Annotated in this window: 22 protein-coding genes; 11 read left to right on the top strand and 11 right to left on the bottom strand. The window is 71.8% G+C overall.

The window, feature by feature from the left end; translation table 11 throughout:
* Positions 1-107: 107 nt before the first annotated feature.
* Entirely contained in the window at positions 108-755 is a 648-nt protein-coding gene (locus ABD361_RS25540) for a histidine phosphatase family protein (protein WP_344438511.1), read from the bottom strand.
* A 38-nt stretch (positions 756-793) separates the two neighbouring features.
* Positions 794-2,119, bottom strand: a complete 1,326-nt coding sequence (hemL, locus tag ABD361_RS25545) for a glutamate-1-semialdehyde 2,1-aminomutase (protein WP_344438400.1) — start codon at positions 2,117-2,119, stop codon at positions 794-796.
* Positions 2,120-2,246: 127 nt separating this feature from the next.
* Here hemL and ABD361_RS25550 point away from each other — a divergent pair, with 127 nt between their 5' ends.
* The 4 genes from ABD361_RS25550 (at position 2,247) to ABD361_RS25565 (ending at position 4,504) form a co-directional block, all read left to right on the top strand.
* On the top strand, positions 2,247-2,825 hold the full coding sequence (locus ABD361_RS25550) for a hypothetical protein (protein WP_344438402.1): 579 nt from the start codon (positions 2,247-2,249) through the stop codon (positions 2,823-2,825).
* A gap of 31 nt (positions 2,826-2,856) precedes the next feature.
* Complete coding sequence (locus ABD361_RS25555; RefSeq protein WP_344438404.1) at positions 2,857-3,192, top strand: YnfA family protein; 336 nt, start codon at positions 2,857-2,859, stop codon at positions 3,190-3,192.
* Between the two features lie 61 nt (positions 3,193-3,253).
* Positions 3,254-4,015: an SDR family NAD(P)-dependent oxidoreductase gene (locus ABD361_RS25560; RefSeq protein WP_344438406.1), complete on the top strand. Its 762-nt coding sequence runs from the start codon at positions 3,254-3,256 to the stop codon at positions 4,013-4,015.
* A gap of 108 nt (positions 4,016-4,123) precedes the next feature.
* On the top strand, positions 4,124-4,504 hold the full coding sequence (locus tag ABD361_RS25565) for a VOC family protein (protein WP_344438408.1): 381 nt from the start codon (positions 4,124-4,126) through the stop codon (positions 4,502-4,504).
* Between the two features lie 36 nt (positions 4,505-4,540).
* Here ABD361_RS25565 and ABD361_RS25570 read toward each other — a convergent pair whose 3' ends face one another.
* Positions 4,541-5,734: an RtcB family protein gene (locus ABD361_RS25570; RefSeq protein ID WP_344438410.1), complete on the bottom strand. Its 1,194-nt coding sequence runs from the start codon at positions 5,732-5,734 to the stop codon at positions 4,541-4,543.
* Positions 5,735-5,896: 162 nt separating this feature from the next.
* On the opposite strand from ABD361_RS25570, the gene ABD361_RS25575 reads away from it, so the two are divergent.
* On the top strand, positions 5,897-6,772 hold the full coding sequence (locus ABD361_RS25575) for a hypothetical protein (RefSeq protein WP_344438413.1): 876 nt from the start codon (positions 5,897-5,899) through the stop codon (positions 6,770-6,772).
* 137 nt (positions 6,773-6,909) lie between these two features.
* A complete protein-coding gene (locus tag ABD361_RS25580; protein ID WP_344438415.1) occupies positions 6,910-7,647 on the top strand; it encodes a hypothetical protein in 738 nt (245 codons plus the stop codon).
* A gap of 75 nt (positions 7,648-7,722) precedes the next feature.
* Here the strand turns inward: ABD361_RS25580 and lysS are convergent, their stop codons facing one another.
* A complete protein-coding gene (gene lysS, locus ABD361_RS25585) occupies positions 7,723-9,444 on the bottom strand; it encodes a lysine--tRNA ligase (protein WP_344438418.1) in 1,722 nt (573 codons plus the stop codon).
* Between the two features lie 157 nt (positions 9,445-9,601).
* On the opposite strand from lysS, the gene argS reads away from it, so the two are divergent.
* Positions 9,602-11,359 carry an arginine--tRNA ligase gene (gene argS, locus ABD361_RS25590; RefSeq protein ID WP_344438420.1) on the top strand — a complete coding sequence of 586 codons (1,758 nt, stop codon included), beginning with the start codon at positions 9,602-9,604 and terminating at the stop codon, positions 11,357-11,359.
* A 4-nt stretch (positions 11,360-11,363) separates the two neighbouring features.
* Here argS and ABD361_RS25595 read toward each other — a convergent pair whose 3' ends face one another.
* From ABD361_RS25595 to ABD361_RS25620, 6 genes are all read right to left on the bottom strand, one after another.
* Positions 11,364-11,804: an ATP-binding protein gene (locus ABD361_RS25595; RefSeq protein WP_344438422.1), complete on the bottom strand. Its 441-nt coding sequence runs from the start codon at positions 11,802-11,804 to the stop codon at positions 11,364-11,366.
* 260 nt (positions 11,805-12,064) lie between these two features.
* Positions 12,065-13,057, bottom strand: coding sequence for a porphobilinogen synthase (gene hemB / locus ABD361_RS25600; protein WP_344438425.1), 993 nt, complete (start codon positions 13,055-13,057; stop codon positions 12,065-12,067).
* Complete coding sequence (locus tag ABD361_RS25605; protein WP_344438427.1) at positions 13,054-14,703, bottom strand: bifunctional uroporphyrinogen-III C-methyltransferase/uroporphyrinogen-III synthase; 1,650 nt, start codon at positions 14,701-14,703, stop codon at positions 13,054-13,056. Before ABD361_RS25605 ends, hemB begins: the two co-directional genes overlap by 4 nt.
* Positions 14,700-15,674 carry a hydroxymethylbilane synthase gene (gene hemC / locus ABD361_RS25610; protein WP_344438430.1) on the bottom strand — a complete coding sequence of 325 codons (975 nt, stop codon included), beginning with the start codon at positions 15,672-15,674 and terminating at the stop codon, positions 14,700-14,702. Before hemC ends, ABD361_RS25605 begins: the two co-directional genes overlap by 4 nt.
* Positions 15,671-17,074 (bottom strand): glutamyl-tRNA reductase, encoded by a 1,404-nt coding sequence (locus ABD361_RS25615; RefSeq protein WP_344438432.1) that lies wholly within the window; start codon positions 17,072-17,074, stop codon positions 15,671-15,673. The genes hemC and ABD361_RS25615 overlap by 4 nt, the downstream gene beginning before the upstream one ends.
* On the bottom strand, positions 17,071-17,856 hold the full coding sequence (locus ABD361_RS25620; RefSeq protein ID WP_344438434.1) for a redox-sensing transcriptional repressor Rex: 786 nt from the start codon (positions 17,854-17,856) through the stop codon (positions 17,071-17,073). The genes ABD361_RS25615 and ABD361_RS25620 overlap by 4 nt, the downstream gene beginning before the upstream one ends.
* A gap of 357 nt (positions 17,857-18,213) precedes the next feature.
* On the opposite strand from ABD361_RS25620, the gene ABD361_RS25625 reads away from it, so the two are divergent.
* The 4 genes from ABD361_RS25625 to ABD361_RS25640 all read left to right on the top strand — a co-directional run bounded on the left by ABD361_RS25625 (position 18,214) and on the right by ABD361_RS25640 (position 22,242).
* Entirely contained in the window at positions 18,214-18,492 is a 279-nt protein-coding gene (locus tag ABD361_RS25625; protein ID WP_344438436.1) for a glutaredoxin family protein, read from the top strand.
* A 107-nt stretch (positions 18,493-18,599) separates the two neighbouring features.
* Entirely contained in the window at positions 18,600-19,547 is a 948-nt protein-coding gene (locus ABD361_RS25630; RefSeq protein ID WP_344438438.1) for an HAD family hydrolase, read from the top strand.
* Between the two features lie 453 nt (positions 19,548-20,000).
* Positions 20,001-20,795, top strand: a complete 795-nt coding sequence (locus tag ABD361_RS25635) for an ECF subfamily RNA polymerase sigma factor, BldN family (RefSeq protein ID WP_344438440.1) — start codon at positions 20,001-20,003, stop codon at positions 20,793-20,795.
* A 271-nt stretch (positions 20,796-21,066) separates the two neighbouring features.
* Entirely contained in the window at positions 21,067-22,242 is a 1,176-nt protein-coding gene (locus ABD361_RS25640; RefSeq protein ID WP_344438442.1) for a DUF5667 domain-containing protein, read from the top strand.
* 72 nt (positions 22,243-22,314) lie between these two features.
* Here the strand turns inward: ABD361_RS25640 and ABD361_RS25645 are convergent, their stop codons facing one another.
* Positions 22,315-23,406, bottom strand: a complete 1,092-nt coding sequence (locus tag ABD361_RS25645; protein WP_344438444.1) for a lysophospholipid acyltransferase family protein — start codon at positions 23,404-23,406, stop codon at positions 22,315-22,317.
* Between the last annotated feature and the right edge of the window lie 3 nt (positions 23,407-23,409).

The raw sequence follows: 23,409 nt of genomic DNA on the forward strand, positions 1-23,409 counted from the left end.
GGGATTTCCCGCCCCTTGGGGGTGTTCTGGCGCTCCGCCAGGCGTACGGCGCGCGCCGGGCGCACGGCACCCGGCGCGCACTCCCCCCAGTCTGCTCGGCCTCCTCGTCAGGCCCCGAACGCCTTCTGGCCGCCCTTCACCGGCTTCGCACCCGCCAGCAGGTGCGCCGGCACCAGGTCCCGCGCCGGCTCGCTGTACCCCACCGACACGATCCGGTCGCCCCGGTAGGTGAACGTCGTCAGGCTCGCCAGCGTGCACTGCCGCTTGCGCGGGTCGTGCCACAGCCTGCGCTTCTCCACGAAGCTGCGCACGATCCAGATCGGCAGCTGATGACTCACCAGCACCGCCTCGTGCCCGCGCGCCGCGTCCTTCGCCGCGTCCAGCGCACCCATCATCCGCACGACCTGCTCCACGTACGGCTCGCCCCACGACGGACGGAACGGGTTCGTCAGGTGCCGCCAGTTCGCCGGCTTGCGCAGCGCACCGTCGCCCACGCCGAAGGTCTTGCCCTCGAAGACGTTCGCCGCCTCGATCAGCCGCTCGTCCGTCGCCAGCTGAAGCCCGTGCGTCTTCGCGATCGGCGCCGCCGTCTCCTGCGCCCGCTCCAGCGGCGAGGCCACCACGTACGTCACGTCCCGCTCCGCCAGGTGCTCCGCCACCCGGTCGGCCATCCGCCGGCCCAGCTCGGAGAGGTGGTAGCCCGCCCGGCGGCCGTAGAGCACGCCGTCGGGGTTGTGCACCTCGCCGTGCCGCATCAGATGGACGACGGTGATGTCGTCCGCGCCCTTCGCGCTCACTTCTCCCCCTCCGTCGCCTCGGCCGCCGCCCGCGCCGCCGCCGGCAGCGCCGCCGCGATCCGCTCGACGGCCGCCGCGTCGTGGGCCGTGGAGACGAACCACGACTCGAACGCCGACGGCGGCAGGTACACGCCCTGCGCCAGCATCGAGTGGAAGAAGGCGTTGAAACGGAACGCCTCCTGCGAGCGGGCCTTCTCGTAGTCCGTGACCTGCGCCTCGGTGAAGAAGACCGAGAACATGTTCCCCGACGTCTGCAGGCGGTGGGCCACCCCCGCCTTCGCCAGCGCCTCCGTCACCAGAGAGCCGATCTCGGCGGCCACCGCGTCCACCTTCTCGTACGCGGCGTCGTCCAGCAGCCGCAGCTGCGCCAGGCCCGCGGCCGTCGCCACCGGATTGCCCGACAGCGTGCCCGCCTGGTACACCGGGCCGGCCGGCGCCAGCTGCGCCATCACGTCCGCCCGGCCGCCGAACGCCGCCGCCGGGAAGCCGCCGCCCATGACCTTGCCGAAGGTCATCAGGTCCGGCTTGACGCCGTCGATGCCGTACCAGCCGGCCTTCGAGACGCGGAAGCCCGTCATCACCTCGTCGGAGATGAACAGCGCGCCGTTCTGCGCGCACGCCGTCTTCAGGCCCTCGTTGAAGCCCGGCAGCGGCGGGACGACGCCCATGTTGCCCGGCGACGCCTCGGTGATCACGCACGCGATCTCACCCGGGTGGGCGTGGAACGCCGCGTGCACGGCCTCCAGGTCGTTGTACGGCAGCACGATCGTGTCCCCGGCCTGCGCCCCGGTCACGCCCGGGGTGTCCGGCAGCCCGAAGGTCGCCAGACCGGAACCGGCCGCGGCCAGCAGCGCGTCCACGTGACCGTGGTAACACCCGGCGAACTTGATCACCTTGGCCCGGCCCGTGAAGCCGCGCGCCAGCCGGATCGCCGACATGGTCGCCTCGGTGCCCGAGGACACCAGGCGCACCTGCTCGACCGGCTCCACCCGGGAGACGATCTCCTCCGCCAGGGCGACCTCGCCCTCGCCGGGCGTGCCGAACGAGGTACCGCGCGCCACGGCCTGCTGGACCGCGGCGATCACCTCCGGGTGCGCATGGCCGAGAATCATCGGTCCCCAGGAACACACGAGGTCCACATATTCCCGGCCATCCGCGTCCGTCAGGTACGGACCGGTGCCCGAAACCATGAACCGGGGCGTACCCCCCACGGCACGGAACGCGCGCACGGGAGAGTTCACGCCACCGGGCGTCACGGCCGACGCACGGTCGAAGAGCATCTGGGAGACTGGGGCGTCATATGGGTAGCTCACGCTAGCCATGGTCTCAGAGCGCTCCCACCGGTCGCGTCCGGGCGTTTCGCGCGTCCGCAGCGGGGGAGGTCTCTGAGACGATGATCGGGTTGCGCGGCGGGGGCTGTGCTGCCCAAAAGTGCGGTCGGGTGGAGATATGCATCGCGGTGGCGGACTGGGCGAGGGCACGGACGACCTGGGGCCCGAGCGAGCCGAGCGGACCCACAAGGGGCGACACCGGCGCGCGGACAAAAGCGGCGAGAGCCGTGAGGAACACAGCGCGAGCAGGAGTGGCCGGGTGGGGGTGACCTACAAGTACTTCGGTGCGCCGAACGGCGCCACCGCCGCCCGCGTACCCCTTTCCATGCGCCCCGAGGAGCTCGGCGGTGACGAGCTGGGCATGGGCGGGATGTTCACCAGGATCAAGCCGGAGACCGTGGCCGCCATGGTCCTCACCGGCATCCAGGGCATACCCCTGCACAAGGTGCCCCCGCTCGAGCTGGTGGTCCTCCACCCCGACTACGCGGTCGTCAAGCTGCCCATGACCGTCGTCGACCCGCTGCGCGGCATCGGCGAGGAATCGGTGGGCGCGGCGGCGTTCATCTGGTCCACGGTCCCCGACCGCGGCGGCCCCCGCGACGCCTTCACCGTCTACCGGCTCCTGCACGAGTGGCAGGACTTCTCCCACCGCCTGCACGAGGCCGGCCACCAGCCGTACTGCCTGGTCTGGCCGTAAACCGGGCGATCCCCCGTAATACCGTACGAGCATGCTCGTCGCCCGCTCCATCGCGCTCTTCGTCCTCGCCGCCCTGCTGGAGATCGGCGGCGCCTGGCTGGTGTGGCAGGGCGCCCGCGAACAGCGCGGCTGGGCCTGGATCGGGGCGGGGATCGTCGCGCTGGGCGCCTACGGCTTCGTCGCCACGCTCCAGCCCGACGCCCACTTCGGCCGGATCCTCGCCGCGTACGGCGGCGTCTTCGTCGCCGGATCGCTCGCCTGGGGCATGGTCGCCGACGGCTACCGGCCCGACCGCTACGACGTGACCGGCGCCCTGGTCTGCCTCGCCGGCGTCGCCCTGATCATGTACGGGCCGCGAGGCCGGTGAGGGCCCGGCCTATGCTGCGGCATAGGTCCCAGCGATCCCAGCCGCCCCAGGAGGCCCAGTCATGAGCACCCGCACCGCAGTGATCACCGGCGCCAGCAGTGGCATCGGCGCCGCCACCGCCCGGCAGCTCGCCGCCGCCGGCTACCGCGTCGTGCTCACCGCCCGCCGCGAGGACCGCATCCGCGCCCTCGCCGACGACCTCACCGTCGCCGGCCACCAGGCCGTCGCCTACCCCCTCGACGTCACCGACCGCACCGCCGTCGACGCCTTCGGCGACTGGCTCGACGGCCAGGGCCCCGTCGAGGTCCTCGTCAACAACGCCGGCGGCGCCATCGGCACCGAGACCGTCGCCACCGCCGACCCCACCGACTGGCGCACCATGTACGAGGTCAACGTCCTCGGCACCCTCCACATGACCCAGGCCCTCCTGCCCCGCCTCACCGCGGCCGAGGGCACCGTGATCGTCCTGTCCTCCACCGCGGGCCTGGCCACCTACGAGGGCGGCGGCGGCTACGTCGCCGCCAAGCACGGCGCCCACGTCCTCGCCGAGACCCTCCGCCTGGAACTGTGCGGCCAGCCCGTCCGCGTCATCGAGATCGCCCCCGGCATGGTGCGCACCGAGGAGTTCGCCCTCACCCGCTTCCGCGGCGACCGGGACAAGGCCGCCGCCGTCTACACCGGCGTCGCCGAACCCCTCACCGCCGACGACGTCGCCGACACCATCACCTGGGCCGTCACCCGCCCGCCCCACGTCAACATCGACCTGCTCGTCGTCCGCCCCCGCGCCCAGGCGTCCAACTACAAGGTCCACCGCGAGTCCTGACCGGCCATCGGCCCAGGGACCGAGGACCGGCGACCGATAGCCGAAACGATCATGCCTGGCTAGATTCGACGCACAGACCCAACACCCCACGCGGAAAGACCGGGAACCATGCGCGTCATCGACTTCGACCACCTCGTCCTCAACGTCTCCGACGCCGAGCGCGCCCTCGCCTTCTACACCGGCCCCCTCGGCCTGGAGCCGGTCCGCGTGGACGAGTGGCGCGCCGGCACGGTGCCCTTCCCCTCCGTCCGCGTCACCCCGACCACGATCATCGACCTGGTGGAGGGCCCCCGCGGCGAGTCGAACGTCGATCACCTCTGCCTCGTCGTCGAGCCCCTCGACTGGCAGACCGTCATCGACTCCGGCACCTTCGACGTCGTCCGCGGCCCCAGCACCAACTTCGGCGCCCGTGGCAACGCCGAGTCCCTCTACGTCCGTGACCCGGACGGCAACACGGTCGAACTGCGCTGGTACCCGCAGGACGCGTGAGCCGGCACCGGTCGCCGGACCGGCCCTTCGTCCGCCTCAGCCCTTCACGCAGACGACCTGCTTGAGGTGGGCCACGACCTCGACGAGGTCCCGCTGCTGCTCCATGACCTGCTCGATGGGCTTGTAGGCGGCCGGGATCTCGTCGACGACGCCGGAGTCCTTGCGGCACTCGACGCCTCGCGTCTGGTGCGCCAGGTCGTCGGCGGAGAAACGCTTCTTCGCGGCGTTGCGGCTCATGCGGCGGCCGGCGCCGTGCGAGGCGGAGTTGAACGAGTCCTCGTTGCCCAGGCCGCGCACGATGTACGAGCCCGTGCCCATGGAGCCCGGGATGATGCCGTACTCGCCGCCGCCCGCGCGGATCGCTCCCTTGCGGGTGACCAGCAGGTCCACGCCCTCGTAGCGCTCCTCGGCCACGTAGTTGTGGTGGCAGGAGATCTCGGGCTCGAAGGTGGGCTTCGCCTTCTTGAACTCCTTGCGGATGACGTCCTTGAACAGCGCCATCATGATCTCGCGGTTGTGGCGCGCGTACTCCTGCGCCCAGAACAGGTCGTGCCGGTAGGCCGCCATCTGCGGGGTGCCGGCGAGGAAGACGGCGAGGTCGCGGTCGACCAGGTTCTGGTTGTGCGAGAGCTTCCGCGCCTGGCCGATGTGGTACTCGGCCAGTTCCTTGCCGATGTTCCGGGAGCCGGAGTGGAGCATGAGCCACACCGACCCTTGGTCATCGATGCAAACTTCGCAGAAGTGGTTTCCGCCCCCGAGCGTTCCCATCTGCTTCAGCGCTCTGCTCTGCCGGAACTTCACCGCCTCCGCCACCCCCTGGAACCGCCCCCAGAAGGCGTCCCAGCCCGCCGTCGGCAGGCCGTGCAGGCGGACCGGGTCGACCGGGTCGTCGTGCATGGCGAAGCCGACCGGGATGGCGTCCTCGATCCTGCGGCGGAGGGGGGAGAGGTCGCCGGGGAGGTCCTCGGCGCGCAGGGAGGTCTTGACCGCGGACATGCCGCAGCCGATGTCGACGCCGACCGCCGCCGGGCAGACGGCGCCGCGCATCGCGATCACGGAACCGACCGTGGCGCCCTTGCCGAAGTGGACGTCCGGCATCACGGCGAGCCCCTGCACCCACGGCAGCGTCGTCACGTTCTGCAGCTGGCGCAGGGCGACGGGCTCGACGGTGGCCGGGTCGGCCCACATGCGGATCGGTACCCGGGCGCCGGGCACCTCGGTGTAGGACATATCGGTTTCATTCCCCCGAATAGAGCAGATAAAGCAAACAGCGGACGTATTCGCTGATAGTCGACAGGGAACCGGCGGATGCGGCGGCCCGTGCGGTACACATTGTGTTCAGTCGCCACCCTGCGGCGACAACCCGTTTTCCGGCGAAGGGAGCCACGGACAGTGCAGCGAAGGGCGTACGCACCGGCAGCAGCACTGGCCGCGGTGGCAGTGCTGTCGGCGCTGCTCGGCGGGTGCGGCGGGGGCGCCGGGGCCGACGGCCACGGCCAGGACGCCAAGCCCGGGCCGGGCGGCTCGTCGGCCGGCTCCGGGGAGCCGGGGAAGTACCACAGCCTGCCCGAGCCGTGCGGCTACGTGAGCCCCGCGACGATCCGGCGGATGCTGCCGGGTGTGGACCAGGGCGACGAGGAGGAGGCCAAGCGCCTGCTGCGCGGCCAGGCCGCGATCACGTACGACACGGACCGCCGGGTGGGCTGCCGCTGGAAGCTGGAGACCCCGGAGGGCACCCGACACCTGACGGTGGACTTCGAGCGGGTCGTGTCGTACCAACCGGGGATCAGTGACGAGAACCGGGCCCGGCAGCTGTACGCCCGGCAGGCCGCCGAGGCGCACATCGCCGTCGCGACGCCCTCGGCGTCCCCGTCCTCCTCCCCCTCCGCCTCGGCGGGCGGCGCCTCCCCGAGCACCGGCCCGGCCCCGCAGCTGCGCGGCGCCACGCCGGCGCCCTCCTCCCCGCCGGCGTCCGCTGCGGCGCCGTCCGGCACGGCGTCCTCGGCGCCGCCGTCGGCCGATCCGCGGCTGGCGCCGCGGGTGCTGGACGACCTGGGCGACGACGCGTTCGTGAACGACAAGCTGGTCACGGCGGGCTCGGGGGTGCACCGTGACGTCACGGTGGTCTTCCGTTCCTCCAATGTGCTGGTGACGATCGCGTACGACCAGTGGACGACGGATCCGCGGCACGTGCCCGCCAGCCAGGACCTGCAGGGCAAGGCCCAGGACCTGGCCCGTGAACTCGATGCGGGGCACTTCGGCAATTAGCGGGTGATTAGCCCGGGCGCGATGGCGCAATGCGGCGTCCGCCGTGCCCGGGCCGCGTACCGTGCCCGTATAAAACCGTGCTCACGCAAAACCGGTACTGCCCCCGCCGTCACTACTTTCGAATGAGCGAAGGACCCATGCACCGAAGTACAGCCCCGCGACTCGCCCGATTCCTCGCCTGCGCCGCAGTTCCGGTGATGCTCGTCGCCACCGGCTGCTCGGACGGCGGCGGGGAGAAGAAGGAGCCGGAGAAGAAGCCGTCGTCCGCGGCCCCCGGTTCGGCGAAGCCGAGCGCCTCGGCGTCCGCCTCCGCGAAGGCGGCGACGTTCGCCAAGCTTCCGGACGTGTGCAAGACGCTTTCCGGGGACACCATCGACAAGCTGGTGCCGAAGGCGGAGAAGAAGGAGGGCAAGGCGCTGCCCTCGTCCGACACCAATGACTCCGCCAGCTGCATCTGGAGCGGTCTGAACGACAAGGACGTCAAGGACCTGCAGTTCCGTACGCTGACGGTGTCGCTGAAGCGGTTCTCCTCGGACCCGACGCTGGGTTCGGGCGAGAAGCGGGCCGATGACTTCATGGGCAAGCAGGTGCAGGCGGCGACGACGCAGGACGGCGCGAAGGACGCCAAGACGGAGAAGGCCTCGGACATCGGTGACGCGGCGTCGGTGGTGAGCACGACGACGAAGAAGGACGACAACGAGTTCAAGAACGAGACGGTCGTCGCGCGCACCCAGAACGTGGTGGTCACCGTGAAGTACAGCGGTGCCGGCTACGAGGGCGCGAAGACGCCGGACGCGGACGAGCTGAAGAAGTCGGCGCAGGACGCGACGAAGGAGATCGTGAAGGCGGTCGGCGCGGCCAACGGCAAGCAGTAGGCAGCAGGCGAACGCGAAAGGGCCCCGGCCCGGTGAGTGCTCACCGGGCCGGGGCCCTTTCGCTTTTCGGATGCGTTACGCGCTCAGCAGCTTGCGCACGCGGTCGGCGCCGACGGCGAGCAGCAGCGTGGGCAGGCGCGGGCCGGTGTCCCGTCCGACGAGCAGGTGGTAGAGCAGCGCGAAGAACTGGCGCTGGGCGACCTTGAGCTCGGGGGTGGGCTTGGCCTCGGGGTCCAGGCCCGCCATGATCTTCGGCACGCCGTAGACGAGGTGGGTCAGGCCGTCGAGGGACCAGTGCTCGTCCAGGCCCTCCAGCAGCAGCCGCAGCGACTCACGGCCGGTGTCGTCGAGGGAGGCGAGGAGCTCGGTGTCGGGCTCGGCGCGGACGATGGTGCGCTGGTCGGCGGGGACCTGGTTGTTGATCCAGTGCTCGGCCTTGTCCAGGCGCGGGCGGCACTCGTCGAGGGTGGCGACGGGGTTGGCCGGGTCGAGGTCGCCGAGGATGCGCAGGGTCTGCTCGTCGTGGCCGGCGGTGATGTCGACGACGGAGGCCAGCGTGCGGTAGGGCAGCGGGCGGGGGGTCGTCGGCAGGTCGCCGCTGGCGGTGCGGACGGCGCGGTTGTAGGCGGCGACGTCGGCGGGCAGGGCGGTGCCGTCGGCGACCTTGGCGGCGAGCTTGTCCCACTCGTCGTAGAGCCGCTGGATCTCCTGGTCGAAGGCGATCTTGAAGGACTGGTTCGGCTTGCGGCGGGCGTAGAGCCAGCGCAGCAGCGGGGCCTCCATGATCTGCAGGGCGTCGCCGGGGGTGGGGACGCCGCCCTTGGAGGAGGACATCTTGGCCATGCCGCTGATGCCGACGAAGGCGTACATGGGGCCGATGGGCTGCTCGCCGCCGAAGATCGGGCCGACGATCTGGCCGCCGACCTGGAAGGAGGAGCCCGGGGAGGAGTGGTCGACGCCGGAGGGCTCGAAGATCACGCCTTCGTGGGCCCAGCGCATGGGCCAGTCGACCTTCCAGACGAGCTTGCCGTGGTCGAACTCCTTGAGCAGCACGGTCTCGCTGTGGCCGCACTGGCAGGTGTACGAGAGCTCGGTGGTCTCGTCGTCGTACGCCGTGACGGTGGTGAGGTCCTTGTTGCAGACGGTGCAGTACGGCTTGTACGGGTAGTAGCCGGTGCTGCTGCTGCCGTCGTCCTCGGTGGCGGCGCCGGAGCCCTCGGCGGCCTCCAGCTCGGCCTCCTCGACGGGCTTCTGCTGCTTCTTGACCGCGGTGGCGGGCTTGGCCTTGGTGCGGTACTGGGCGAGGATCGCGTCGATGTCGCCGCGGTGCTTCATGGCGTGCAGGATCTGCTCGCGGTAGGCACCGGAGGTGTACTGCGCGGTCTGGCTGATGCCGCGGTACTCGACGCCGAGCTCGTCCAGGGCCTCGATCATGGCGGCCTTGAAGTGCTCGGCCCAGCTGCCGTGGGTGCTGCCGGGCGGGGCGGGCACGGCGGTCAGCGGCTTGCCGATGTGCTCGGCCCAGGAGGGGTCGATGCCGGCCGGGACCTTGCGGTACCGGTCGTAGTCGTCCCAGGAGAGGATGTGGACGCACTCGTGGCCGCGGCGGCGGATCTCGTCGGCGACCAGGTGCGGGGTCATGACCTCGCGGAGGTTGCCGAGGTGGATGGGGCCGGAGGGGGACAGGCCCGAGGCGACGACGATCGGTTTGCCGGGAGCGCGGCGCTCACCTTCGGCGATGACCTCGTCGGCGAAACGGGAGACCCAGTCGGCCTCGGTGCTCTGAGCCTGAGCCACGGCACTTCCTTCCTTACGGTCCTGGCATGACCATTGTCCCAGACGGACGGGGTGGCCCGCGGGTTGCCCGAGGGGGGCGCGAATTCCGTGGGGGCCGTGGTACACGCATGGGATACTCGGGGTGTCGAAATGCCGCCTACCGGAATGGCACCTTTCCATGGCTTCGGTTCCTTCGCTCGCTTCCACGCTTCACCAGCGCATCGCGGACGCCCTGGCGGCCGCCGTGCCGCAGGCCGGCGCCGCCGACCCGCTGCTGCGACGAAGCGACCGGGCGGACTTCCAGGCCAACGGCATGCTGGCGCTGGCGAAGAAGCTGAAGGGCAACCCGCGGGAGCTGGCGGCCGAGGTCGTGAAGTCCCTGCCGGCGGACGAGCTGATCAAGGACGTCGAGGTCTCGGGCCCCGGCTTCCTGAACATCTCGGTCACCGATGCCGCGATCACCGGCACCCTGGCGGCCCGTGCGGCGGACGAGCGCCTGGGCGTGCCGTTCAAGGAGCACCCGGGCACGACGGTGATCGACTGGGCGCAGCCGAACGTGGCCAAGGAGATGCACGTCGGTCACCTGCGGAACACGGTGATCGGCAACTCGGTCGTGCGGCTGCTGGAGTTCACCGGCGAGAAGGTGGTCAGCCGCCACCACATCGGTGACTGGGGCACGCAGTTCGGCATGCTCATCCAGTACTTGATCGAGCACCCGCACGAGCTGGACCACAAGGACGCGCAGGTCTCCGGCGAGGAGGCCATGTCGAACCTGAACCGGCTGTACAAGGCCTCGCGTGCGCTGTTCGACTCGGACGAGGAGTTCAAGGGCCGGGCCCGGCGCCGGGTGGTGGACCTGCAGGCGGGTGACGAGCAGACCCTCGCGCTGTGGCAGAAGTTCGTCGACGAGTCGAAGATCTACTTCTACTCGGTGTTCGACAAGCTGGACGTGGAGATCCGCGACGAGGACATCGTCGGCGAGTCGGGTTACAACGACATGCTCGCCGAGACCTGCCGCCTGCTGGAGGAGTCGGGCGTCGCGGTGCGCTCGGAGGGCGCGCTGTGCGTCTTCTTCGACGACGTGAAGGGCCCGGAGGGCAACCCGGTCCCGCTGATCGTGCAGAAGTCCGACGGCGGCTTCGGCTACGCCGCGACCGACCTGTCCGCGATCCGCGACCGGGTCTTCAACCTCAAGGCCGACACGCTGCTGTACGTGGTGGACACCCGGCAGTCGCTGCACTTCAAGATGGTCTTCGAGACGGCGCGCCGGGCCGGCTGGCTCACCGACGAGGTCACGGCCGTGCAGCTGGGCTTCGGCACGGTGCTGGGCAAGGACGGCAAGCCGTTCAAGACCCGTGAGGGCGAGACGGTGCGGCTGGTGGACCTGCTGGACGAGGCCGTCGCCCGGGCGTCGGCGATCGTGCGCGAGAAGGCCCAGGACCTGAGCGAGGAGGAGATCGCCGAGCGCGGTGCCCAGGTGGGCATCGGCGCGGTGAAGTACGCGGACCTGTCGACGTCGGCGGCCCGCGACTACAAGTTCGACCTGGACCAGATGGTCTCGCTCAACGGTGACACCTCGGTCTACCTGCAGTACGCCTTCGCGCGCATCCAGTCGATCCTGCGCAAGGCGGGCGGGGCGGGCCCGGTGGCGCACCCGGAGCTCGCGCTGGCACCGGCGGAGCGCGCCCTGGGCCTGCACCTGGACCAGTTCGCGGCGACGGTGGCGGAGGCGGCCGCGGAGTACGCGCCGCACAAGCTGGCCGGGTACCTCTACCAGCTGGCCTCGCTGTACACGACGTTCTACGACCAGTGCCCGGTGCTGCGCGCCGAGTCGCCGGAGCTGGTGGAGAACCGCCTGTTCCTGTGCGACCTGACGGCCCGCACGCTGCGCCAGGGCATGGCGCTGCTGGGCATCCGTACGCCCGAGCGCCTGTAGGGGCTCATCCGGCGCCGGCGCCGAGCTCGAACCAGATCAGCTTGCCGACCAGCCCCTGGGGCTGGTCGCGCAGGGCGAAGCCGCCCCAGCTGTCGGCGCACCACTGGACCAGGCCCAGGCCCCGGCCCTGTTCGGCGCCGTTGTCGGCGGCGTCGGGCAGGGCGACGCGGTCGAGCGCGGGCATGCGGGGGTTGGTGTCCCACACGGCGACGCGCACCCGGTCGCCCTCGCGTTTGACGCGGACGGAGGCGGGGCCGTCGGAGTAGCGGTAGGCGTTGGTGACGAGCTCCGAGGTGAGCAGCTCGGCGGTGTCGGCGAGTTCGAGGAAGCCGTGTTCCTCGAAGATGGTGCGCAGGGTGCGCCGGGCGATGCACGGCGCCATGGGGTCCGAGGGGACCTGGAGGGTGTACTCCCAGTCGTCCGTGGGTTCGGGGTCATGGCTCATGCACGCCTCCGTGGAGTAAGCGACCTGACACACACGGTAGTCATGGTCGGAGCACATACCCCGCCCCTCGGGGTTTTCAGCAAGAGACGACCTGTGTGGGTGACGATCGTGAACTATGCGCCCACTCTCGCGTGAGCTGCGCAAACGCGATGGGTTCGCACGGGGCGGAATGCGCGCGGCGGCGCCGTGCGGTCCCGGAGGCCGGGATTCCCGCAGGACGCCGCCATTGCGCTGCGTGACGAGGAGGCGGGGAGCGGCGGCTACAGCTGCCGCGCGACCTCCGTCGCCCAGTACGTGAGAATCATGTTCGCCCCGGCGCGCTTGATGCCGGTGAGCGTCTCCATGATGGCCCGGTCGCGGTCGATCCAGCCATTGGCGGCGGCCGCCTCGACCATCGCGTACTCGCCGGAGATCTGGTACGCGGCGACGGGCACGTCGACGGTGTCGGCGATCTTCGCGAGGACGTCGAGGTAGGGCAGGGCCGGCTTGACCATGACCATGTCGGCGCCCTCGTTGAGGTCGAGGGCGAGCTCGCGCAGGGACTCGCGCAGGTTGGCCGGGTCCTGCTGGTAGGTCTTGCGGTCGCCGGTCAGCGAGGAGCCGACGGCCTCCCGGAAGGGGCCGTAGAACGCCGAGGCGTACTTGGCGGTGTAGGCGAGGATCGCCACGTCCTCGTGGCCGGTCTGGTCGAGGGCGTCGCGGATGACGCCGACCTGGCCGTCCATCATGCCGCTGGGGCCCACGATGTGGACGCCGGCGTCGGCCTGCACCTGGGCCATCTCGGCGTAGCGCTCGAGGGTGGCGTCGTTGTCGACGCGGCCGGCGGCGTCGAGGACGCCGCAGTGGCCGTGGTCGGTGAACTCGTCCAGGCACAGGTCGGACATGATCAGCAGCTCGTCGCCGACCTCGGCCTTCACGTCGCGGATGGCGACCTGCAGGATGCCGTCGGGGTCGGTGCCGGCGGTGCCGAGCGCGTCCTTCTTGGCGTCCTCGGGGACGCCGAAGAGCATGATCCCGGCGACGCCCGCCTCCAGGGCCTCGACGGCGGCCTTGCGCAGGGTGTCACGGGTGTGCTGGACGACGCCGGGCATCGCCGAGATCGGCACCGGCTCGCCGATGCCCTCCCGCACGAAGGCGGGAAGGATCAGGTCGGCCGGGTGCAGCCGGTGTTCGGCGACCATGCGGCGCATGGCGGGGGTGGTCCTCAGCCGGCGGGGCCGCGACCCCGGGAAGCTGCCGTACGTGGTGCTCAACTGCGTGCCCTCCTACGTGATCCGGGCCGCCGCTCGCTCGGGCGGGTGACCGCTTCGCCGGCCTCCAGGGCGGCGTCGCGGCGGGCCGCGCCGAAGTCGGCGAGCGCCTCGGCCAGCTTGTGCACCGAGGGCTCGGGCGACAGCACGTCCACCCGCAGGCCGTGCTCCTCCGCGGTCTTCGCGGTGGCCGGGCCGATGCAGGCGATGACGGTGACATTGTGGGGCTTGCCGGCGATGCCGACGAGGTTGCGCACCGTGGAGGAGGAGGTGAAGAGCACGGCGTCGAAGCCGCCGCCCTTGATCGCCTCGCGGGTCTCGGCCGGCGGCGGCGAGGCCCGCACGGTGCGGTAGGCGGTGACGTCGTCGACCTCCCAGCCCAGCTCGATCAGGCCGGCGACCAGGGTCTCGGTGGCGATGTCGGCGCGCGGCAGGAAGACGCGGTCGATCGGGTCGAAGACCGGGTCGTAGGGCGGCCAGTCCTCCAGCAGGCCCGCGGCGGACTGCTCGCCGGAGGGCACGAGGTCGGGCTTGACGCCGAACTCGACCAGGGCGGCGGCGGTCTGCTCGCCGACCGCGGCGACCTTGATGCCGGCGAAGGCGCGGGCGTCGAGCCCGTACTCCTCGAACTTCTCCCGCACCGCCTTGACGGCGTTGACGGAGGTGAAGGCGATCCACTCGTAGCGGCCGGTGACCAGGCCCTTGACCGCGCGCTCCATCTGCTGGGGGGTGCGCGGGGGCTCCACGGCGATGGTGGGCACCTCGTGCGGCACCGCGCCGTAGGAGCGGAGCTGGTCGGAGAGGGAGGCGGCCTGCTCCTTGGTGCGCGGCACGAGCACGTTCCAGCCGAAGAGCGGCTTGGACTCGAACCACGACAGCTGCTCGCGCCGGTCGGCGGCACTGCGCTCGCCGACCACGGCTATGACGGGCTGGGCGCCGTCGGCCGAGGGCAGCACCTTGGCGGCCTTGAGCACCTGCTGGAGCGTGCCGAGGGTGGCGGTCCAGGTGCGCTGGCGGGTGGTGGTGCCGGCCACGGTGACGCTCAGGGGGGTGTCGGGCCCCCGCCCGGCGGCGACCAGCTGCGCGGCGGTGGCGACGACACAGTCCAGCGTGGTGGAGACGACCGCGGTCACCTCGCTGGCGCCGACCTCGGCCCAGCAGGTGGCGTCCGCGGTGCGGGCGTCGACGAAGCGGACGTCGCCGCCGTTGCCGTCGCGCAGCGGGACGCCGGCGTAGGCGGGCACGCCGACGGCGGTGGCGATGCCGGGGACGACCTCGAAGGTGATGCCCTCGGCGGCGCAGGCCAGCATCTCCTCGGCGGCGTCGCCGTCGAGCCCGGGGTCGCCGTGCACGGCACGCACGACCCGCTTGCCGGCGCGCGCGGACGCCATGACAAGATTGGCGGTGTCCCGAAGGACGGGCACGTCCGCGGCCTTTGATGCCTCGTCAGTAACCGTGTGGAGGGGCACGTCCACGGTGCTGCGGGCGTGCGTGCGCACCACGTCGAGCACCTGCGGATCGGCGATCAGGACGTCCGCTGCCGCCAGTGCCTCCACGGCACGCAGCGTCAGCAGGCCCGGGTCACCGGGGCCTGCGCCGAGGAAGGTGACGTGTCCGTGCGCGGAGTGGTTCGGGGCGGTGGGGTTCAATGTGCTCGCTCCCCCATAAGACCGGCCGCACCCTTGTCGAGCATCTCGGCGGCGAGTTCGCGGCCGAGGGCAAGGGCGTCCTGTTCGGACGCGGGTACGGGACCGGTGGTGGACAGCTGCACCAGCGTCGAGCCGTCGGTGGTGCCGACGACGCCGCGCAGGCGCATTTCGGTGACAGCCTGCTCCTCGACCAACAGGTCGGCCAACGCGCCCACGGGCGCGCTGCAGCCGGCCTCCAGGGCGGCGAGCAGGGAACGCTCGGCGGTCACGGCGGCCCGGGTCAGCGGGTCGTCGAGCACGGCGAGCGAAGCGGCGAGCGGTGCGTTGGTCGCGACGCACTCGATCGCCAGGGCCCCCTGGCCGGGGGCGGGCAGGATCCGGTCGGCCGGCAGGTACTGGGTGACCTCGTCCAGCCGGCCCAGGCGGGTCAGGCCCGCCGCGGCCAGCACCACGGCGTCCAGTTCGCCCTTGGCGACGAAGCCGAGCCGGGTGTCGACGTTGCCGCGCACGGGCACGGTCTCGATGCGCCGGCCCGCCTCGCGGGCCCAGGCGTTGAGCTGGGCCATCCGCCGGGGCGAACCGGTGCCGATGCGCGCCCCGTCGGGGAGCTGCTCGAAGGTGAGCCCGTCGCGGGCGACGAGCACGTCGCGCGGGTCCTCGCGCTTCGGGACGGCGGCCAGCAGCAGCCCGTCGGGCTGCCCGGTCGGCAGGTCCTTCAGCGAGTGGACGGCGAAGTCGATCTCGCCGGCGAGCAGCGCGTCGCGCAGCGCCGAGACGAACACGCCGGTGCCGCCGATCTGCGCCAGCGCCTCGCGCGAGACGTCGCCGTAGGTGGTGATCTCCACCAGTTCCACCGGATGTCCGGTGGCCTTGCGGACCGCCTCGGCCACCTGGCCGGACTGAGCCATCGCGAGCTTGCTGCGGCGGGTGCCCAACCGCAGGGTGCGCCGCGTCGAAGAGGTGTCGTTCATGCCGGCTCCCGTGCCGTGGTGTGCCTGTCGGCACGCGTGTCGGCCCTGCTGACGGCGGCGACCGCCTGCGGGTCGAGGTCGAAGAGTTCGCGCAGCGCGTCGGCGTAGCCGGCGCCGCCCGGGGTGGCGGCCAGCTCCTTCACGCGCACGGTGGGGGCGTGCAGGAGCTTGTCGACGACACGGCGCACGGTCTGGGTGATCTCCGCACGCTGCTTGTCGTCCAGGTCCGGCAGCCGCCCGTTGAGGCGGGACATCTCGCTCGCCACCACGTCGGCAGCCATGGTGCGCAGCGCCACCACGGTCGGCGTGATGTGCGCGGCGCGCTGGGCGGCGCCGAAGGCGGCGACCTCGTCGGAGACGATGGTGCGCACCTGGTCGACGTCGGCGGCCATGGGCGCGTCCGCGGAGGCCTCGGCGAGGGACTCGATGTCCACGAGCCGGGCGCCGGGCAGCCGGTGCACGGCGGCGTCGACGTCGCGGGGCATGGCCAGGTCCAGCAGGGCCAGGGCCGCTCCGGCGCCGCTCGTACGGCCGGCGAGGGCGGCCCGTACGGCGTCGGCGGTCAGGACGAGGCCGGTGGCGCCGGTGCAGGAGACGACGACGTCGGCGAGCGCCAGCTCGCCGGGGACGGCGTCCATGGGCACGGCCGAGGCGGTGAAGCCGCTCGCGCCGGGCCCGCCGGGCTCGGTGAGGCCCCTGTCGAATTGCTCTGCGAGCGTGTCCGCGAGCCGCTCGGCCCGCTCCAGGGTGCGGTTGGCGACGGCCACGTGGGCGACGCCGGCCCGCGCGAGGGTGGCGGCGGCCAGCGAGGACATCGAGCCCGCGCCGATGACCAGGGCCCGCCGGCCCGCCGCCCAGTCGGCGACGGGGGTGCCGGCGGCCAGCTGCTCCAGGCCGAAGGTGACCAGGGACTGGCCGGCCTTGTCGATGCCGGTCTCGCTGTGGGCGCGCTTGCCGACCCGCAGGGCCTGCTGGAACAGGTCGTTCAGCAGCCGGCCGGCGGTGTGCAGCTCCTGGCCGAGGGCGAGGGCGTCCTTGATCTGGCCGAGGATCTGGCCCTCGCCGACGACCATCGAGTCCAGGCCGCAGGCCACCGAGAACAGGTGGTGGACGGCGCGGTCCTCGTAGTGCACGTACAGGTAGGGGGTGAGCTCCTCCAGCGCCACGCCCGAGTGGCGGGCGAGCAGCGTGGAGAGCTCGGCGACGCCCGCGTGGAACTTGTCCACGTCGGCGTACACCTCGATGCGGTTGCAGGTGGCGAGCACCGCCGCCTCGGTGGCGGGCTCGGCGGCCAGCACGTCGTGCGCGAGGCGGGCCCGGCTCTCGCGGGTGAGCGCGGCCCGCTCCAGCACGCTGACCGGGGCGCTGCGGTGGCTGAGGCCGACGACGAGGAGGCTCATGCCGGCATCACGGCGGGGACGTCCCCCTCCGGTCCCTTCCTGCTGCCCGGAGCCGGACGGCCCGGGGCCTGCGGGGCGCCGGCGGCGGCGGTCACGGCCGCGGGGCCCTGGCCGGGCTCCTCGCCGGCCTTGCGCTGCTCGTGGAAGGCCAGGATCTGCAGCTCGATGGACAGGTCGACCTTGCGCACGTCGACGCCGTCGGGCACGGCGAGCACGGTCGGCGCGAAGTTCAGGATCGAGGTGACGCCGGCGGTCACGAGGCGGTCGCAGACCTGCTGGGCGGCGCCGGCGGGGGTGGCGATGACGCCGATGGACACCCCGTTGTCACGGATGATCGACTCGAGTTCGTCGGTGTGCCGCACGGGCAGGCCCGCGACCGGCCGGCCGGTCATGGCGGGGTCGGCGTCGATGAGGGCCGCGACGCGGAAGCCGCGGGAGGCGAAGCCGCCGTAGTTGGCCAGGGCGGCGCCGAGGTTGCCGATGCCGACGATGACGACGGGCCAGTCCTGGGTGAGGCCCAGCTCGCGGGAGATCTGGTACACGAGGTACTCGACGTCGTAGCCGACGCCGCGGGTGCCGTAGGAGCCCAGGTAGCTGAAGTCCTTGCGCAGCTTGGCGGAGTTCACGCCGGCCGCACTGGCCAGCTCCTCGGAGGAGACGGTGGGGACCGAGCGCTCGGAGAGCGCGGTCAGCGCGCGCAGATACAGCGGTAGCCGGGCGACGGTGGCCTCGGGGATCCCTCGGCTTCGGGTCGCCGGTCGGTGAGTTCGGCCAGTTGCCACGGTGCTCCTGCGGGTAGAGCGGGGCTGCGGGCAGCGCCTTGTCCCAGAACCGCCCTGTTGAACGCAGGCTATGCCTTTGTGAACGCGTGCACAAAGATGGTGTCCGATTTGCCCGGCCAACGTGATGGGTGTCACGCGGCGATTCGGCCCGTTCCGGGAACCGTTCGACCGGGGCCCTCGACGACCGGCCGGACACCCCGGCCGTCCACCACACCTGCCACAGGAGTACCACGCGCAGACCCACCGGGACACGGGCGCTCACTCCTTGCGGACTCGAACAAAACGCCCACGATGGTAGTCGACTCAGGCACCCAATCGGGCGTCGCGAACGGGAGCGAACGGGGCACAATGGCCGCCATGAGCCCGCTCCTGCGCCGCAGCGCCCGCAAGAACCCCGCCGACAGCGTCGTCACCCTCGTCGGCAAGCCCGGCTGCCACCTGTGCGACGACGCCGAAGCGGTGATCGCGCAGGTCTGCGCGGAGCTCGGGGCCCGCTGGGAGAAGAAGGACATCACCCAGGACGAGGAGCTGCACCGCAAGTACTGGGAGCAGATCCCGGTCGTCCTCGTCGACGGGGCGCAGCACGACTTCTGGCGGGTGAACCCCGACCGCCTGCGCAAGGCCCTGGGAGCCTGAAGGCCGGGCCGTACGGGCCCCTGAGTAACCGCACCGACGCGCAGAGTTCACGCCATCGCACCACTCGGGGCTCCGGTTACCCCGAACAAACTGGCTATGCTCGCGGCATGGCCGCACTCGGATGGCTCACCCCGCGCAGGCGCTCCGCCACGGCACGCAGCGTGCTGGCCGGCGAAGCGGCGGCGGAGGCAGCCCGCAAGTCCGCGCAGGAGAACGCCCAGGAGCAGGAGGCGTCGCCGGCGTCCGCCCAGGCGCCGGGCGAGCCGGAATTCCCGGTCGCGGGCGACGAGCGGGCGGCCGCGTTCTTCGACCTGGACAACACCGTCATGCAGGGCGCGGCCATCTTCCATTTCGGCCGCGGGCTGTACAAGCGGCACTTCTTCGGCAAGCGGGAGCTCGCGCGCTTCGCCTGGCAGCAGGCGTGGTTCCGGCTGGCCGGCATCGAGGACCCCGAGCACATGCAGGACGCCCGCGACAGCGTCCTGTCGATCGTCAAGGGCCACCGCGTCTCCGAGCTGATGACCATCGGCGAGGAGATCTACGACGAGTACATGGCCGAGCGCATCTGGCCCGGCACCCGCGCCCTGGCCCAGGCCCACCTGGACGCCGGGCAGAAGGTCTGGCTGGTCACCGCCGCCCCGGTGGAGACGGCGACGATCATCGCCCGCCGGCTGGGGCTGACCGGCGCGCTGGGCACCGTCGCCGAGTCGGTCGGCGGGGTCTACACCGGCAAGCTGGTCGGCGAGCTGCTGCACGGCCCGGCCAAGGCCGAGGCCGTACGGGCGCTGGCCGCAGCCGAGGGCCTGGACCTGGCGCGCTGCGCGGCGTACAGCGACTCCGCCAACGACATCCCGATGCTCTCGCTCGTCGGGCACCCCTACGCGATCAACCCCGACGGCCGGCTGCGCAAGCACGCGCGCGAGCACGGCTGGCGGCTGCGCGACTACCGCACGGGCCGCAAGGCCGCCAAGATCGGCATTCCCGCCGCGGCCGGCCTGGGCGCGCTCGCCGGCGGCGCCGCCGCGGGCATCGCACTGCACCGCCGCCGCCGCTGAAGGCCCCGGCCGCGGGCCCGCCCGTGGCCGTTTCCGTCGGGCGCTCACCGACCGTGCCGTCCACCGCGCCGTCCACCTGCCGTCCATCACCGGAACGGGCGACGCCGCGGCGCGCCTCCTCGCCACGCGCCGTAATCGGACTGACCGAACAGGCAATCTTTTTGTCGTACCCATCTGAGGGGTTCGACACTCCTTACGTGTCCGGATTGCCACAACACGCTGCCCAATCGGCCACACCATCGCCAATTCCTGTCAACTTCCGTTCGTAGTTCGATATTTGAACGGGCATGAACCGGGCTCAGAACGAACGGAAACGATGATTTAGGCAACTCGGTGTAGCGCTGCCTGTACGAAGGGTTATTCTCCTCAAACGCAAGCCGGTACCCGCTTGTCCCTACGACGAGTGAACGGTCCCGCGCTGCACGTGATGGAAGCTCTGCCTCTGGGAGTCCCGTGTACCCACACGTCGGGGTTGACGCCTCGGGCCTGGCTACGCTGCGCGCAGCGGTCCTCGACCGTCTGCGCGGCTTCGTCCCCACCGCGTACGCCGTCCCCGCCTTCGCCACGCCCGCCCTCGCGGGGGTGGGCGGCCCTGCCGGCCCCTGCTACGCCCTCGCCGAGAGCAGCGCGGCCGTCGGCAGACGCACCCGCCGGGCGGCCGGCGCCGCCACGACGACCCGCCGTCCGAGCGCGGACAGCGACAGCGCCCGCATGCTCGACCTCGTCGAACGCGCCCAGGCCGGCGAGGCCGAGGCCTTCGGCCGGCTCTACGACCAGTACGCCGACACCGTCTACCGCTACATCTACTACCGCGTCGGCGGCCGGGCCACGGCCGAGGACCTGACCAGTGAGACGTTCCTGCGCGCCCTGCGCCGCATCGGCACCTTCACCTGGCAGGGCCGCGACTTCGGCGCCTGGCTGGTGACCATCGCCCGCAACCTGGTGGCCGACCACTTCAAGTCGTCCCGCTTCCGGCTGGAGGTCACCACCGGCGAGATGCTCGACGCCAACGAGGTCGAGCGCAGCCCCGAGGACTCCGTCCTCGAATCCCTCTCCAACGCCGCCCTGTTGGAGGCGGTGCGCAAGCTCAACCCCCAGCAGCAGGAGTGCGTCACCCTGCGCTTCCTCCAGGGCCTGTCGGTCGCCGAGACCGCCCGCGTCATGGGGAAGAACGAGGGCGCCATCAAGACCCTGCAGTACCGGGCCGTGCGCACCCTCGCCCGGCTCCTGCCGGACGACGCCCGCTGAGCGTGCCCGGCCCCGCCCGGCCCCCGCGGCCGAGCATCCTTCCGACCCCCGAACCCCCGATTTTCGATGTGATGTCCGCAATCACTCACCGGCGGCCACCTCACCGCGGCCGCGTAACCCGACTGCCGCGCCGCTCGTTGTCCGGGGTGCAGACTTCCCGATGCCACGTCATGCCGGTATTCACTCACTCGATCGAGTGGATGCTCCCCAGGCATGCAACCCTTCATGTGCCCAGGGGAGTCGACCGTCATGACGAGAGGAGGTGCCGCCTGTGATCGCGAATGTATCGGCGCACCGGCGGGCGAACGCCTTCGCCCAGGCCCTGGACCAGGATGCCCAGGGTGCTGCGGCCGCACAGTCCGGCCCGTCGGTGGAAGACACCGAGCAGGCAAAGCTGTTGGCCCTGGCGGGCGGGCTCGGCGCACTGCCGGGCCCCGAGCTGGACCCCGAGGTCAAAACCGTGCAGCGGGCGCAGCTGATCGCCGCCATGGAGGCGCAGTTCGCCGGTGGCATTCCCGCACAGCGCCCGGGCCGCGGAGCGCACCGGGCCGGCCGGCTCTCCCGGCTGCGCCCCCGCTCCCGCTGGTCCAAGGGGCTCGCCGCCGGCGGGCTCACCGTGGGCGTGGCGGCGGGCGCGTTCGGCGGTGTGGCGGCCGCGAGTACCAATGCCCTGCCCGGCGACACGCTCTACGGCCTCAAGCGCGGCATGGAGGACCTCAAGCTCGGCATGGCGGACGGTGACGCCGCACGCGGCGGCCTGTTCCTCGACCAGGCGTCGACGCGCATGCAGGAGGCCCGCCGGCTGATGGAGCGCGGCCGGGCCGGCGCGCTGGACCACGAGTCGCTCGGCGAGATCCGCCGCACCCTCGCGGGCATGCAGCACGACGTCGCCGAGGGCCACCGGCTGCTGCACGGCGTCTACCAGCGGGACGGCTCGCTCGGCGCCATCCAGCGGCTGTCCTCGTTCGCCTCGTCCCACCGCGAGAGCTGGAGCCAGCTGCGCGAGAAGCTGCCCGTCCAGCTCACCGACGTCAGCAACGGGGTCACCTCGGTCTTCGCCGCCATAGACGAAGAGGTCGAGCCGCTGCGGTCGCTGCTGCACAACAACCAGGGCAAGCACGGCGCGCCCACGGGCGGCACCGCCTCGCACCACGGCACGCCCGGCAACGCCGGCAGCCAGTCCTCGCCGTCCGCGAAGGCCTCCTCGTCGGCCGACGGCAAGCGCTCCGGCGGCAAGCCCGCCCAGTCCTCGCCGAGCGGCCCGGAGGAGCACGAGGGGCTCCTCGGCGGTACGGGGCTGCTGCAGCCCCCGTCCGAGGGCGCCGGTGCCGAGCGGCAGGCGCACGGCAAGGACGGCAGGCCGTCCAAGCAGCCGGACGTCACCATCCCGCCGCTGCTGCCCAACATCCTCCCGGGCCTGGGCATCCACGGCGAGGACGAGAAGTAGGGCGCCCGGCGCCGGGTGGCGCCGGCCCGGCGGTCGGTGTTCGGCGGTCGGTGTTCTTCTGAAGAACGTTCGTCAGAAGAACACCGACCGCCGTTGCACGAGCAGCTTGTAGAGCGTGTGCTGGATCGTCTCGCGCACCTGGTCGGTCAGGTTGAACATCAGCATCGGGTCGTCCGCCGCCTCGGGCGAATAGCCGTCGGTCGGGATCGGCTCACCGAACTGGATCGTCCACTTCGTCGGCAGCGGCACCAGCCCCAGCGGCCCGAGCCAGGGGAACGTCGGGGTCACCGGGAAGTACGGGATGCCCAGCAGCCGCGCCACCGTCCTGGAGTTGCCGAGCATCGGATAGATCTCCTCGGCCCCCACGATCGAGCACGGCACGATCGGCGCCCCGGCACGCAGTGCCGTCTGCACGAAGCCGCCCCGCCCGAAGCGCTGCAGCTTGTACCGCTCGGAGAAGGGCTTCCCGATCCCCTTGAAGCCCTCCGGCATCACCCCCACCAGCTCCCCGCGCTCCAGCAGCATCTGTGCGTCCTCCGCACAGGCGAGGGTGTGCCCGAGCTTGCGCGACAGCTCGTTGATCAGCGGCAGCACGAAGACCAGGTCCGCCGCGAGCATCCGCACGTTGCGCCCGGCCGGGTGGTGGTCGTGCACCGCCACCTGCAGCATCAGGCCGTCCACGGGCAGCGTGCCGGAGTGGTTGGCGACGATGAGCGCCGAGCCCTTCTCCGGGATGTTCTCGATGCCCTTCACCTCGACCCGGAAGTACTTCTCCTTGAACGGCCGCAGCACCGACATGATCAGCTGATCGGTGAGCTCCTGGTCGTAGCCGAAGTCGTCGACCTCGTACTCGCCCGTGATCCGCCGGCGCAGGAAGTTCAGCCCGTGGGCCACCTTCCGCTCCCAGCCGTCCGCGCCCCGCCGCTCCCCGGCCGCAGCGGCCTCGCCGCCGTCCTTCCCGCCGTCCTTCGCCGCCTCGTCGGCGCCCGCAGCGCCGCCCACGGGGCCCCGCCCGGGCCGGGTGCCCGGGAGGGGCCCGTCGTCCTCGCGCTGGGCCGGTACGGGCGCCAGCGCGGCCCGCTCCGTACGGGCCCGGCCAGCGCGCTTGGGCCGCCGCTTGGACCGCGGCTCCTCGCCGAACGGAATCACCTTCGCATCGGCCATCGT

Source organism: Streptomyces luteosporeus, assembly GCF_039532865.1.
GTDB lineage: Bacteria > Actinomycetota > Actinomycetes > Streptomycetales > Streptomycetaceae > Streptomyces > Streptomyces luteosporeus.

What these genes read in the sequence shown, in the direction of transcription:
- ABD361_RS25540 (WP_344438511.1), bottom strand. Translation starts at nt 755, where the DNA reads ATGCGGCACGGCGAGGTGCACAACCCCGACGGCGTGCTCTACGGCCGC.
- hemL (WP_344438400.1), bottom strand. Translation starts at nt 2,119, where the DNA reads ATGGCTAGCGTGAGCTACCCATATGACGCCCCAGTCTCCCAGATGCTC.
- ABD361_RS25550 (WP_344438402.1), top strand. Translation starts at nt 2,247, where the DNA reads ATGCATCGCGGTGGCGGACTGGGCGAGGGCACGGACGACCTGGGGCCC.
- ABD361_RS25555 (WP_344438404.1), top strand. Translation starts at nt 2,857, where the DNA reads ATGCTCGTCGCCCGCTCCATCGCGCTCTTCGTCCTCGCCGCCCTGCTG.
- ABD361_RS25560 (WP_344438406.1), top strand. Translation starts at nt 3,254, where the DNA reads ATGAGCACCCGCACCGCAGTGATCACCGGCGCCAGCAGTGGCATCGGC.
- ABD361_RS25565 (WP_344438408.1), top strand. Translation starts at nt 4,124, where the DNA reads ATGCGCGTCATCGACTTCGACCACCTCGTCCTCAACGTCTCCGACGCC.
- ABD361_RS25570 (WP_344438410.1), bottom strand. Translation starts at nt 5,734, where the DNA reads ATGTCCTACACCGAGGTGCCCGGCGCCCGGGTACCGATCCGCATGTGG.
- ABD361_RS25580 (WP_344438415.1), top strand. Translation starts at nt 6,910, where the DNA reads ATGCACCGAAGTACAGCCCCGCGACTCGCCCGATTCCTCGCCTGCGCC.
- argS (WP_344438420.1), top strand. Translation starts at nt 9,602, where the DNA reads ATGGCTTCGGTTCCTTCGCTCGCTTCCACGCTTCACCAGCGCATCGCG.
- ABD361_RS25595 (WP_344438422.1), bottom strand. Translation starts at nt 11,804, where the DNA reads ATGAGCCATGACCCCGAACCCACGGACGACTGGGAGTACACCCTCCAG.
- hemC (WP_344438430.1), bottom strand. Translation starts at nt 15,674, where the DNA reads ATGAACGACACCTCTTCGACGCGGCGCACCCTGCGGTTGGGCACCCGC.
- ABD361_RS25615 (WP_344438432.1), bottom strand. Translation starts at nt 17,074, where the DNA reads ATGAGCCTCCTCGTCGTCGGCCTCAGCCACCGCAGCGCCCCGGTCAGC.
- ABD361_RS25625 (WP_344438436.1), top strand. Translation starts at nt 18,214, where the DNA reads ATGAGCCCGCTCCTGCGCCGCAGCGCCCGCAAGAACCCCGCCGACAGC.
- ABD361_RS25630 (WP_344438438.1), top strand. Translation starts at nt 18,600, where the DNA reads ATGGCCGCACTCGGATGGCTCACCCCGCGCAGGCGCTCCGCCACGGCA.
- ABD361_RS25645 (WP_344438444.1), bottom strand. Translation starts at nt 23,406, where the DNA reads ATGGCCGATGCGAAGGTGATTCCGTTCGGCGAGGAGCCGCGGTCCAAG.